This is a genomic window from Saccharothrix longispora (genome assembly GCF_031455225.1).
In the GTDB taxonomy this organism is placed as follows: Bacteria; Actinomycetota; Actinomycetes; order Mycobacteriales; family Pseudonocardiaceae; genus Actinosynnema; species Actinosynnema longispora.
This window is the reverse complement of the sequence record NZ_JAVDSG010000001.1, coordinates 2,347,472-2,360,058: the sequence shown is the minus strand read 5'-3', so window position 1 is coordinate 2,360,058 and position 12,587 is coordinate 2,347,472. Positions and strand designations below refer to the sequence as shown.

The 12,587-nt window shown below is 70.3% G+C and carries 8 protein-coding genes; 5 read left to right on the top strand and 3 right to left on the bottom strand.

Annotated features, from left to right (window positions below; genetic code table 11):
- The first annotated feature begins 330 nt into the window (after positions 1 to 330).
- From J2S66_RS09430 to J2S66_RS09410, 5 genes are all read left to right on the top strand, one after another.
- Positions 331 to 1,422, top strand: coding sequence for an SAM-dependent methyltransferase (locus J2S66_RS09430; RefSeq protein ID WP_310306296.1), 1,092 nt, complete (start codon positions 331 to 333; stop codon positions 1,420 to 1,422).
- 1,400 nt (positions 1,423 to 2,822) lie between these two features.
- Complete coding sequence (locus J2S66_RS09425) at positions 2,823 to 3,335, top strand: helix-turn-helix domain-containing protein (protein ID WP_310306294.1); 513 nt, start codon at positions 2,823 to 2,825, stop codon at positions 3,333 to 3,335.
- A 268-nt stretch (positions 3,336 to 3,603) separates the two neighbouring features.
- The gene (locus tag J2S66_RS09420; protein ID WP_310306293.1) at positions 3,604 to 4,833 is read left to right on the top strand and encodes a pentapeptide repeat-containing protein; all 1,230 of its coding nucleotides are present in this window, start codon (positions 3,604 to 3,606) and stop codon (positions 4,831 to 4,833) included.
- Between the two features lie 508 nt (positions 4,834 to 5,341).
- A complete protein-coding gene (locus J2S66_RS09415; protein WP_310306291.1) occupies positions 5,342 to 6,538 on the top strand; it encodes a S1 family peptidase in 1,197 nt (398 codons plus the stop codon).
- Between the two features lie 76 nt (positions 6,539 to 6,614).
- Positions 6,615 to 7,538 (top strand): helix-turn-helix domain-containing protein, encoded by a 924-nt coding sequence (locus J2S66_RS09410; RefSeq protein ID WP_310306290.1) that lies wholly within the window; start codon positions 6,615 to 6,617, stop codon positions 7,536 to 7,538.
- Positions 7,539 to 7,634: 96 nt separating this feature from the next.
- On the opposite strand, the gene J2S66_RS09405 is transcribed toward J2S66_RS09410, so the two are convergent.
- The 3 genes from J2S66_RS09405 to J2S66_RS09395 all read right to left on the bottom strand — a co-directional run bounded on the left by J2S66_RS09405 (position 7,635) and on the right by J2S66_RS09395 (position 12,341).
- The gene (locus tag J2S66_RS09405) at positions 7,635 to 8,390 is read right to left on the bottom strand and encodes a class I SAM-dependent methyltransferase (RefSeq protein WP_310306288.1); all 756 of its coding nucleotides are present in this window, start codon (positions 8,388 to 8,390) and stop codon (positions 7,635 to 7,637) included.
- Between the two features lie 322 nt (positions 8,391 to 8,712).
- Positions 8,713 to 10,221: a cellulase family glycosylhydrolase gene (locus J2S66_RS09400; protein ID WP_310306287.1), complete on the bottom strand. Its 1,509-nt coding sequence runs from the start codon at positions 10,219 to 10,221 to the stop codon at positions 8,713 to 8,715.
- Positions 10,222 to 10,934: 713 nt separating this feature from the next.
- Positions 10,935 to 12,341: a glycosyl hydrolase gene (locus J2S66_RS09395; protein ID WP_310306285.1), complete on the bottom strand. Its 1,407-nt coding sequence runs from the start codon at positions 12,339 to 12,341 to the stop codon at positions 10,935 to 10,937.
- Positions 12,342 to 12,587: the final 246 nt, after the last annotated feature.

Here is a 12,587-nt window from a genome sequence, read left to right as displayed (position 1 = left end):
CCGCGGCGAGGAGCACACGCGGTCCTGTGCGCAGCGGAGCCCTTGTAGCCCAATAGGGAGAGGTAGCCACCTCAAAGCGTCCAGTGCGGATTCGACTCCCGTCAAAGGCGCGACCGACCGGTACCGCGCCGCCCTGTCACATCGAGCGGCGTGCACATCGTAGTGACGACAACCGCACGGTCCCGTCGTGCGTGAGAGGAGTTCCGACTTCATGACTGTCGCAGCGGTGCGGCCGGCCGGGCGGACACGCGGCGCCGGATCGTCGGCCGTGTCATCGGCGGTGGCCCGCCGGTACAACGGCGGCGACGACGCGACGGTCGGCGGGTATCGGTGAACACGACGACGCACCGGATCCTGATGGTCCTGGCCAAGACCGGTGGACGCGGGCTGACCGGTCCGGAGATCCAGCAGCGCACCGGCATCAACGCCGGTGTCGGCCACCTTCACCTGATGCGACTGGTCACCGTAGGTCTCGTGACCCGCACACGGCGACCGCGGCACCCCGGCGCACCGCGCCGCTGCCTGTACCGGGTCACCGACCTGGGCCGGGCCGAAGGGCGTCAACTGGAACTACTGCCGCCCCTGCGGGCACGTCGAGCACTGCCGACACTGCGGTCCCTCGTCGACCGCCACGCGACCCCGCCCGGGCGCGGGGACGACAGCTCGCCTCCGGACGCGTTCGGCACCCGGTGGCCGCATCCGGTCCTGCTGCGCAACCACCTGCTCGGCGGCACCCTCCACCGCCCGATCGACAAGCTGGAAGCCCTGCGATTGCGCGAGCGGGACCCCGCCGTCGACACGCGGGCCCGCACCGTCGAAGCCCACCGCGGACACGTGCTGCGGACACTCGCTGACCACGGCCTGGTCGAGCAGGTCCTGGATCTGTCCACCGGCGTTCCCGCCCACGGTGTCGTGTGCTGCGCACACGTCGCCCTCGAAGACGACACCTCACCCATCCCGGTGGTCTACGTCGTCACCGACAAGCACCTGGCCGCCGCGACCCGGGCGGCGATAGGCGACCACCCACGCGTGGGGTTGTTGGTGGCCAACCCCTGCGACGCGCGCACGGTGTGGCGGGCCGTGACCCGCCTCGACGAGGAGCATCCCCGCCGCCTGATCCATCCAGGCCGCCCCGTCGTCCTCGACGCACTCACCATCAGCGACCTGGTACCCGACCCGCGGCGGCTACGTGCGGTGCTGCGCGCCTGGCGGGCCACCGTGCGGGAGGATTCGCTGCTGCTACTGGCCGGATCACCGGACCCGGCCCTGCCCGACCCCCTGCCGATCGCGCGACGTGCGGGTTGGCAACGGCTTCCCGGCATTGTCCCACTGCCATCGGTGATCCATGCGGGCATGGATCACCGCACCCGGATCTCGGTGCTCACCACCGGGCGACGCCGATCGTCGGGCAGAACGGCATGACCGGCCAGTACAACGTCATCACCGGTCCCGACGACTCGCCATCGATGCCGACAAAGCGGCGATCAGGCACGGGTGCACGAGGGTGAGCCTGTCACCGCCGCGTCGTTCCCGCGAGCCGCCCGACCCGTCAAGGGGAATCGCCCACAGTGGCGAATCGCTGTCACCACCCGACCCGGGACCGCAGACCGCGTACCTGCCCGTAGTCGGAGACCTGGCCTTCTCGACAGCGGAAACCGACGCCGCCGCTCTCGACCGTGAGCGGACGGCCGCGCTGCAAGCGCTGCGACACCCGACAATCCCAGGCGATGACTACCTCGTTCTCCTCGACCGGATCCTGCATGGACTGCGTCGCCTCTGACACGAACGGACAGCGCATGATCGACGCGTAGGCCCTTGCAGAGGCAGGGAATCAGCGGGAACCGGGGTCAGGTTCCACGTGAGAACGCAGGCCAGGGGCAGGACGGTAGGCGACGACGTAGCGCAGCGGGATCGCCGGCAAGGCGGCCTCGACGATGGGTACGTCGATCCACGGCTCATCGGGTCGAAGCGGGAAGTGCGGGTAGGGGTGGCGTGCGTGAGCATGTCGGTACGGATTGTGTCGTCGTTCTCGAACAGGTGTCAGGTCAGTCGGCCGCTGCAGCCACCGCGGCGCTGCCCGCACCGAACGAACCCACCGGCGCGGGCGCGTCCAGCTCCCGATCCAGCCGTCGCTTGGTGTGGCTCCCGGAACCTCGCACGGACCGCCGCTGCATCTGCCCGGCATGCGCGCACGACGAGGTCGCGCGGCAGGCAGCCGGGTTCCCGCCCTGCCCGGCAGCGTTGTGGTCGGTCGACTATCGCCTTAAAGGCTGGTGGCCGCTCACTGCCCGCCCCCACTCGTGGACGCCGACCACGCCGCAGGTGGCCGTTGCGGACGGCCCGGCCGCGCAAGGGATAGGACGTCATAGGACGTAACGGGTGGCAGAGCTGTGCCACCCCAGCCCCGGCGCAGCTCTGCCACCCCTGCCCCGGCACAGCTGTGCCACCGGTGGCGATCTGCCGGGGGTGGCAAACTGCCGGGGGTGTGGACAACTCACAGCCGTCTCGCCGATCCCATCGCGTAGCGGGATGACCCGACCGACACGGCGGTTTCATCCGCCGAAATCCCACCCTCGCACCCATTGTTCGCACACGACTTTCGTGTCTTGAAAAGTTTGACATCCCAGGTCAGGGGCTGTGACGATGCCCTGCGAGACAAACCTGGGGGCACGAGTCGAATGGCGATGACAAAGCGGCAACGATCTACCGGCGACGCTTCTGCCGCGCCCTGCACGAACGAAGCGGTCGGACCCGACTGCTCGCACGAGGGCGACCGGGACCACGATGACTCCGTCGGCGGTCGGTATCGACGGTGAACCGGCATGAGCATCCGCGTGATGACCTGGGTATGGGAGCACGCCGAGGCTGCGGGCACCGACCTATTGTTGATGTTGGCGATCGCGGACTCGGCCGACGACCAGGGCCGCAACGCCTGGCCCTCGATCATGGATCTGTCCCGCAAGACCAGGCTCGACGAACGCACCGTCCAGCGCCGCCTCAGACGACTGCACGATCAGGGCCGCATCGCGATCGAGGCCGGTGGCGGGCGCCGTCGCAACCGCTACGCCATTGCCATGTTCCCGCCATCGAACCCGTCGACCTCCCCACCGCCGGATCGGCCCGCCGCGCCGGTCGAACGCCGGGCATCCGCTCCGCCCGCGCGACGCAGCCAACTCCGCAGGGAGGTCAACCAGCCCGACCACGTCGACTGGCCGCAGTGGTGCGGACGCTGCGACGGACCTGCGCCGCAGGAACGCTACGTCGATGACGGCACCGGAGTCCTCGTACCCTGCCCGCGCTGCCATCTCAAGGGACGCGCCCAGGCATCCCGGTAGCAGTCCCAGGCCCCACCTCGAGGCAACCTCGACGATCTGGTCACGGCAGGGCCGACTCGGGGCCAGTTGAAGGGCCGACTGTTCGACCTCCTCTCGGAGGTAAAAGATCGCGGTGACGGGAGTGGGGTGCGGAGGCATGCTCGGGATCAGCGATGATCCACGTGTGAGCACCAAGCGTCCCGCGTTACCACCGCATTCCACCCCCTCGACCCCGTCGCCGACGTCCGCGCCGGCGACGGGGGAATCAATGCGGCCGATGCCGGCACGGGTGGTCGCGCTGGTCGCCGCCGGTATCGCCGCGGCCACGGCCGGGGTGGTGGTGGCGCTGTGGTGGGCGGGCACCGCCGGCCTGTCCGGTCAGTCGCTGGTCACCGCACGGCTGGACGCGCTGCGCACCGGGTTGAGCATCGGCATCGGCGGCGGCGGGATTTTCGCCCTCTATCTGGCCTGGCGCCGCCAGCACGCCACCGAGATCGGCCTGGTGCAGGCCGAGCAGGTCGCGCGGGACACCCGCGAGGACGCCGCCGCTCGACGGGTCACCGAGCTGTACGCGAAGTCCGCGGAACAACTCGGCTCGGACAAGGCCCCGGTCCGGCTGGCCGGGCTCTACGCCCTGGAACGCCTCGCGCAGGACAACCCCCACCAGCGGGCCACCGTCGTCAACGTCCTCTGCGCCTATCTGCGGATGCCGTTCACGCAGCCCGACGATTCGGCCACCGAGGACGTCGACGAGCAGACCCGTGCCCGCCACGACGACCTCCGGCAGGAACGTCAGGTCCGGCTCACCGCCCAACGCATCCTCACCGCCCACCTGCGCCCCGGCCCCCGGCCCGAGCACCCGCTCGACACCTTCTGGCCCGACACCGATCTCGATCTCACCGGCGCCATTCTCGTAGATTTGGACTTCATGGACTGCCGGCCGCGCGAGGTCGAGTTCGGCGGGGCGGTGTTCATCGGGAACGCGCGGTTCCTGAACACGACGTTCACCGCGGACGTGTGGTTCTGGCATGCGACGTTCGCCGGGGACGCGCGGTTCGCCGGAGCGACGTTCGCCAAGGACGCCTGGTTCGACGAGGTGATGTTCCATGGGGAGACCGATTTCCTTCGCGCGACGTTCGGCGGACTCGGTTCATTCGACGGTGCGATGTTCGCCGGGGACACCCTGTTCAGCAAGGTGGGGTCCACCGGTCAGACCTCCATCGAGAACTGCTTCGTCACCCACCCGGTGCCCGAGGACTCGTCATGGCCCGCCACGTGGCGGCCGGCCGACGAGCACGGTCCCGTCGAGGGCTTCGACGGCACCTGGCACCGCCTCGTGGAGGTCGAAGCCGAACTCGTTGTCGTCCCCGTTCGCGGTGCCCCCGGCGGACCTCCTCCCCGCCCCGGTGCCCGCTTCGGCGGACCCGGCGCTCCTCTCCCGCCCGGCGCTCGCGTACCGGGCTCCGCCGAATCCTCCGATACGAGCAGGGCGCCTTCCCTTCGCCGCGGCGGCGCATGATCCACGAAACCACCTTGCCCTGCGGACGCATGAACGTGGTCGCTCGATCTGTCGTCGGTACCGCGATGCCTACTGCGGCGAGCAGGGCGGGTAACCGCTCCCTTCGGGGCGCAACGGCGGCCGGGCCGAGGACGGGGCCGCGTCACGCGGCCCGGACGTGCGAGGGGTCGACCACGGCGCGGCGGCGTGCTCGTGCCCTGCCCGCGCTGCCACCTCGAGGACCGCGGCAGCGCGGCCGGTGACCGCCGCAGCAGCCTGCTGTTGGCGCGGGCGGTGTTCCGGCCAGGGTGTCGCCGCGGGATGCGTCCGAATTCTTTTTGATCATTTCAAGAGTTTGCCGGGAACTTTGTGGAAAAAGCGTCGTTGCCCGGCGCTTCCGCCTGGTGCGAGACTTCCTGCTCACGGCGGTTCATTCCGCCGACCGGGAGAACCCGTTGACCGAATGCGCACATCGTTTCGCGCATTCGTCCCCTGCAACGGCGTTTCCCGGCGTCGAGAGGTTGTCGTGGTGTCTCGAATTCGATTGTTGGGCGTCGTGGCCCTGTCCTGCCTGGTTTCCACGACCTTGTCCACCGGTGTCGCGGCGGCGGCGCCCGCCACCGGGTCCGGGTACCAGCCCGAGATGGTCGCCGCCCTGGCTCGCACGCTGGGCGTCGACGAGTCCGCCGCCGTCCGGCGACTGGACCGCGAGGCCGACCAGCAGCGCAGGCTGGCCGACCTCACCGAGCGGGGCGTGCGGGTCGACGGCGCGTTCTTCGACGGTGCGGGCACGCTGACGGTCAACGCGGACCGGGCCGGGGCGGAGCGTGCTCGGGCGGCCGGGCTGGCCGCCCGCACGCCGGCGCGCGGTGAGGCCGCGTTGAACGAGGTGCAGGCGCGCCTCGACCGGCTCGCGGCCCGCCAGGTCCCCACCGGGGTCGCCTCGTGGGGTGTGGACGTGGCGGCGGACGTCGTCACGATCCAGGTGGTCGACCGCACCAGGCCACCGGCCAGGGCGTTCCTGGAGGCGGCGGCCGAGCACGGTGCGGCGGTGCGCGTGGAGCAGGTGTCACAGGCGCTGTCCGCGCAGGCGGCGATCTACCCGGGCAGCAAGATGACGCTCAACGGCGGCTCGGGGTACTGCTCGGTCGGGTTCGGCGCCCGGTCGAGCAGCGGGGTGCAGTACCTGGTCAGCGCCGGGCACTGCGTCGCGGGCAACGCCACGCTGCACTACGACGGCACGCGGTTCGCCAGGGGCGCGGGCAGCCGCTACGCGCTGGGCTACGACAGCGTCGACATGGGCGTGGCCCGGCTCGACGCGGGCAACTCGATCACCACCCGGGTCGGCACCTGGGGCGCCGCGGGCCAGATCGCGGTCAAGGGCGCCGCGCGCGGCCAGGTGGGCGCGTCGATCTGCAAGTCCGGCGCCACGACGGGTTGGACCTGCGGCTCGATCACCGGCTACAACCAGACCGTCACCTACGTCGACCCGAACGGCGGCCCCTCGACGGTGGTCCGCGGCCTGGGCAAGTCGACCGTCTGCACGATGGGCGGTGACAGCGGCGGCGCCTACATCTCCGGCAACCAGGCCCAGGGCATGACGTCGGGCGGGCCGACCAACCAGCGGTGCACGTTCAACGGCGGCTACGAGAGTGGGAAGTCCTCGTACTTCCAGCCGCTCGGTGATGCGCTGTCCTACTACGGGCTGACCCTCAACGTCGGCTGACATCGTGACGACGTGAGTGTCGATACCTCCGTCCGGGGGTATCGACACTCACCGATTCGGGTGGTCATACTCGCTCATGGCAGCTCCTCAGCACCCTTCCGGTCCTGAACAGGTCCTGTGCCAGGAGAAGTTCGCGGACGCGCTGCGCACCGCCATAGCGCGCCGCGACCTCACCCTCGACCGCATCCGCGCCCGGCTCGCCGCGCGCGGGGTGGAGATCAGCATCGCCACGCTGAGCTACTGGCAGCAGGGTCGCAGCCGGCCCGAGCGGCCGAACTCGCTGCGGGCGCTGCGCGAACTGGAGGACATCCTCGACCTGCCGCCGGACACGCTGTTCGAATTCCTCGAACCGCCGCGCCCCCGCGGTCGCCGCACGACCGGTGGCCGGTTGAGCATGGAGACCTTCTACGGCAGCGACTCCCCCATCCGCGCGGTGTTGGGCGACCTGGCGGAACCGAACCCGGACGTCGCCGTGCTCGCCACCACCGAGACGTGCTTCGTCGATGCCCGCAGGTCGCTGCGCCGGGTCTCGACCACGCAGGTGCTGCGCGGCACCGGCGAGGGCTGCGACCGCTTCGTCACGGTGCACGGCGTGGACGAGGGCGACGTGATGCCGTCGCACGTGGTGGTGCGCGGCGGCCGGCTCGGCGCGTTGAAGAGGGACGACACCAGCGGGTACGCCTCGGCCGAGATCGAGTTCGGGCGGGTGCTGGACAGGAACGAGACCACCGTGGTCGAGTACGAGTGGGTCATGGGCGGGAGCGCCGTCCCCTCACGCGGCCACGAGCGCCGCATCCGCGACAGCACCGACAACTACCTGCTGCGCGTCTGCTTCGACCACGTCACCCTCCCCGCCCGCTGCTACGCGCACCACCGCCCCCGCGTCACCACACCCGTCCAGCAGCGCCGCCGCGTACCGGTCGACCCGGCAGGCCAGGCGCACCTCTACCTGTCCAAGTGCGATCCCGGGGTGTACGGCATTTCCTGGGACTGGGAATGACCCGTCCCCGGTGGGGCCGCCCCGGGACGTGGTCACGGGGCGGCAGTCGCGCGATGTGCGCTCCGGTCGGGGCCGCACCCCGACCGGAGCATCCGCTCAGGGCGTTCGGCGCGCGGTCAGCAGGAGTCGCCCGCTCCCGATCCCACCGGGTTCGCCACCGGTTCCGCCGAACAGTTCGGCGTCGGCGAACCCGGTGGCGGCCAGGAGGTCGACGACCTGCGCCACGGTGTGAACGTGGTGCACCGCCGTCACGTCGAGCTCCTGTCCGTCGCGGGTGAACCGGTAGCGGCTGAACATCCGACTCCCGACGACGTCGTACTCGCTGGTCGCGAGAACGGTGATGTCGCCGGTCCGCATGGTCCGCGGCTCGGCCCGGTAGCCGGGCAGGACCGCCTCGGCCGCCGAGGCGAGGTCGACGACCAGGCCGCCGCCGGGCCGGACGGCCCGGCCCAACGCGGCGGCGAACTCACCCAGGTCGTCGAGCTCCAGGTAGCCGAAGCTGTTGCCGAGGCACACCACGGCGTCGAACACGTCGTCCTGCGGGACCTCCCGCATGTCGGCGTGGACGAATTCGACGTCGAGACCGGCGGACGAGCGCCGGGCGTGCCCGATCGCTTCTGCGGACAGGTCGACACCCGTCACGCGGTGCCCGCGCCGCGCGAGTTCCAGGCTGTGCCGTCCGCTGCCGCACGGCACGTCCAGGACCCGTGAGCGCGGCGCGAGGCCGAGGCGCTCCTCGACGAAGTCGACCTCTTCGACGGTGACCTCCGGCGGTACGGCGCGCCGCCAGAACTCGTTGGGCAGTTCGGTGAAGAAGTCCACGTACCAGGTGGACGAAGGTTTTCCGGACATGGGAAAGCTCCTTGCGGTGCATCGGCTTCTCAGGGCGATGACACCGGGCGGCCCCGGGCCGTCACACGGCCTCGGTGCGGTGGCCCGGTGTGAGGTTCCGGGCAACCATGGCTTCCTCCACAGTCGGCGGTCACCCCGACGCTAGCGGCGCCCCGCCGGATCGGCGATCGACTTTCCGGCACCGGCACGCGACAGGGGCGGTCGCCGGTGCGGGCGGGTCGGGGTGCGGTGTGTGTTCGGGAGGCGCGGACCGCCTGCCCTGCGGTCGGCTCGCCACCGGGGTGGGGTGGCGGGCCGACCGGTCCTGTCGAGGTGCGGGTGGTCAGGGAGTGACGGAGAGCAGGTGCGCCTTGAGGCCCTCGCCGACGCCGGGCTCGGGTGTGCCGTTCCAGTCCTTGATGAGCACGGCGCCCGTGGTGCAGCCCCAGGGGTTCCAGGTCCACGCGAGGTAGCCGATGTGGTGCGCGTCGGCCCAGTCGACCAACCGCTGCATGTAGTCGAAGCCGCAGTCGTCCTGACCGAACTCGCCGAGCACGATCGGGACCTGCTGGGCGACCGGGGCGACCTGGGCGTCCCAGCAGGTCCCGGTGACGCAGGCGTTGAAGCTGTAGGCGTGCCAGGACGCGGCGATGTTGTCCAGCGGGTCGACCGGCATGTGGGTGAGCCATTCCCGCAGGTCGTTGGCCCACTCCAGGCCGCCGAGCATGAGGATGTTGGTCGCGCCGGTGGCTCGCACCGCGTCGACCAGGTCCTGCATGCCGGCGACCTCGTAGGGGATGCCGGTGCAGGTGCCGCCGTCGCGCCAGCACTGCCAGCCCAGGGTCTTGTCCCAGTCGGCGGCCATCTCCGGGTACGGCTCGTTGAACAGGTCGAACACGACCGCGTCGTTGCCCTTGAAGGTGGTGGCGACGCCGGTCCAGAACTGCGGCGAGTACCGCGCGTCGGGCATCGGCTTCTGGCACACCGCGTGCTCGTCCTTGCAGTGCCAGTCCGGGCTGTCGGTGTAGGCGCCCCAGGTCCAGTGCAGGTCGAGGATCACGTTGATGCCGTTGGCGACCAGCAGGTCCACGTAGTCCTTGACGTGCTGCTGGTAGGTGGCGCCGCCGGGCGAGCCGTGGACGCCCAGCCAGCACTCCTCGTTGAGCGGGACCCGCACCGCGTGGATGTTCCAGGTCTTCATCGCGTCCACCGACGCCTGGTCGACCGGACCGCCGTCCCACATGCCCTTGCCCTGCACGCAGGCGAACTCGCCGCTGGAGCGGTTCACGCCCAGCAGGCGGTACGGCTCGCCGTCGGGGGTGACGATCCGATTGCCGGAGACGCGCAACTCCGGCGCGGAACCGTCGACCGGCGGAGTGGTGGTGGTCGTGGTGGTGGTTGTCGTCGGGTTGTCGCCGGTGCACGGGGCGCCGTTGACGGCGAAGTCCGTCGGCTTGGCGTTGCCGCCGCTGTAGGAGAAGTTCGCGCCCGCGCGCACGCTGCCCTTCGCGGGGATGGTCCCGTTCCAGCTCGTGTTGGTGACGGTGACCTTCCGGCCCGACTGGGACCACGCACCGCTCCAACCGTGCTGGAGGGTCTGGTCGCCGGTGTAGCTGTAGGTCAGCGTCCAGCCGTTGACCGCCGACGCACCGAGGTTGGCGATGGTCACATCGGCGCCGAACCCGCTGCCCCAGTCGTTGGTCGCGTAGTCGACCCGGCACGCGAACGCCGGCGCCGCGCTCGTGCCACTCGCCCACGACCCTCCCGCCGCCATCAGGGCCGTGCTCACGATGGAGACCACGGCACCCAACGCGGCGAGTGCGGTGCGGTGTTGTCCGACTCTTCCCGACATCAGCACTCCTTTGTGCAGGTGACGCCCGGCCCACCGCCGCCCCTCCCCTGGAGGGGGTTCGACGGGCAAGCCGGGGGACGAAACAGGGCCGTTGTTCTGGGAGCGCTCCCAGAACAACGGTAGCGAAGATGTCGCGGAACGTGAAGGCATTGCTGCGAGGAATTCCAGTCAGGGAATTCATCGAAATCGGTCGCCGAATTCCGGAGTCGACCGATTCGCTCGACGGCGTTGTCGGTTCCGCACTCCGGTCACACGGTCGTGGACTTCTCGACCCACCTCGGTCGTGAGGCGCCCGAGGTGGGCGCACCCACTGCCACGGGACGAGGCGGCCGGTGTGCCGCGTCAGCGGCGACTCCACTTCCGGTCGTCCCGGCCGACGCGGTTGCGCGACCGGAGCAGCGCCCCGTTCGCGCGGCTCACGCCGGAGAGGTCCAGGCAGCGGCCGGGCGCTGCCCGACGTGGGTGTCGCCGGTCGAGGGGCCACCGACTGGTCCCGGTCCGGCGAACCGGTGATCGGACCACCAGCGCCACGACCCGCCCGGCCGTGGGCGCCGCTGCCCGCGGAACCACCGTGGACACCGCGACCGGCACCCCTGCTCACCGCTGAGCGCGCTCTCACGGCAGACCCACGAGCGGGACGGTGCCCCTGCCCCTCGACCTGCGGTGGACGGCCGGCACCTCACATCCGGTCCCGGCCGTCCACCGCGAGGCGGTTACTTCAGGTTGGGCAGCTCGTCGCGGGTGACGACGTAGCTGTGGTTGTAGACCTTCTGCAGGTGGCTGGTCGAGTTCTCCTGCGTCAGGTGGTTGCCGTGCCAGGTGCCGAACAGCACCCAGCGGGTGCCGGTGGACTGCAACCGGTCCGGGTCCGGGATCGGGCCGTTCTCGTGCAGCGCGATCGGCAGCGTGGGGCCGACGATGGTCCGCACCGAGTTGTACATCGCGTTGAGCGGGTCGTAGTTGCCGCTGCCCGCGTAGGTGTCCGCGCCGCCGATGTCCACGACCGACTTGCCCGGGTAGAACGAGGACTGGGGCTCGCCGTTGTAGCCGTGCAGCCACACCAGGTTGTTCAGGCCCTTGACGCGGGTGAAGTAGTCGAACATGAAGTTCCACAGCCGGTTGTACTGGCCGCCGCCCTCCATGCTCCACCAGAACCACGTGCCGCCCGCTTCGTGGAACGGGCGCCAGATCACCGCCGCCCCGGCGTTCTCCAACTGCTGGAGCATGGCCGCCGCCTGGTCGAGCCGGTCGGTGAACGAGCGGTACTCGGCCGTGCCCGGTGTCAGGACGGCGTTGATCGACACCCGGATCTTCGTGCCGTCATAGGTGTCGGGCTTGGTGGGGGCGCCCATGTGGTAGCCGATCATGGGGATGCCGCCGGCCTGCCACCACGCGATGGCGCGCGGCGCGAGGTCCTTGGAGTCGCCGAAGTCCAGCGCCCGGATCGCCGGGTACTTGCCCGTGTTGTTGCGGATGTGGTTGATCTCGTGGTCCGGGCCGCCGATCCACGTCGACTCCTGCTGACCGGACAGGATGTGGTTGCCGTACTGCGAGTAGACGTAGCAGAGCAGCTTGCGCGCCTGCGGCGTGGGGTTGGGCGTCACCGGGTTGACCGAGCAGACCGGGTCGGGCCCCGGACCGGTACCGGCGCGCCACTGCTGGTTGGCCTGGCCGTTGCAGTTCCAGGTGTTCACGGCGGTGCCGTTCGCGGTGGCCTGGTTGTCGACGTCCAGGCACAGCCCGGACTGGGTGGCGGTGATGCTGCCGTTCGAGTTGAGCCGGAACTTCTGGTTCGCGCCGCCGTTGCAGTCCCAGATCGCCAGGCGGGTGCCGGCGGTGGTGCTGCCGTTCGGCACGTCCAGGCACTTGGCGCCGTTGAACACCCGCAGTTCGCCCGACGAGGAGAACTCCCAGCCCTGGTTGGCGTCGCCGGTGCAGTCCCAGATCTGCAACTGGGCGCCGTTGGCGCTGGAGTTGCCCGTGACGTCCAGGCAGCGGCCGGACCCGAGGCCCACCAGTGGAGCGGGAGCGGCCTGCGCCGATGTGGTTGCCAGCAGCAGCGCCGGGGCGGTCAGCGCCAGGGCGAGCAGGGCTCTGCCGAGGCGTGATGGAGCACGCATCCGATCTCCTTTGATCATCGCGGACGAGCGGCGGCAGGAGCAGCGCAGCGATTGTTAGGTTCATGACGAAACAAAGTCAAGGATCCAGCCCCATCGAGACGCTGTCTTGACTTTGTTTCACCGGTGACTTGACAATGCTTTGCCGCAGATCAGCCGTGCTCGACGATGGGACGAGGGCGGTCAGGTGGCACACCGCGCACGAGGAGCGCGGCGGCCCGGCCGCGCCGTTGCAGGAGATCCGGAACG

Coding starts and splice junctions, on each gene's coding strand:
- J2S66_RS09425 (WP_310306294.1), top strand. CDS start 2,823: ATGAGCATCCGCGTGATGACCTGGGTATGGGAGCACGCCGAGGCTGCG.
- J2S66_RS09410 (WP_310306290.1), top strand. CDS start 6,615: ATGGCAGCTCCTCAGCACCCTTCCGGTCCTGAACAGGTCCTGTGCCAG.
- J2S66_RS09405 (WP_310306288.1), bottom strand. CDS start 8,390: ATGTCCGGAAAACCTTCGTCCACCTGGTACGTGGACTTCTTCACCGAA.
- J2S66_RS09400 (WP_310306287.1), bottom strand. CDS start 10,221: ATGTCGGGAAGAGTCGGACAACACCGCACCGCACTCGCCGCGTTGGGT.
- J2S66_RS09395 (WP_310306285.1), bottom strand. CDS start 12,341: ATGCGTGCTCCATCACGCCTCGGCAGAGCCCTGCTCGCCCTGGCGCTG.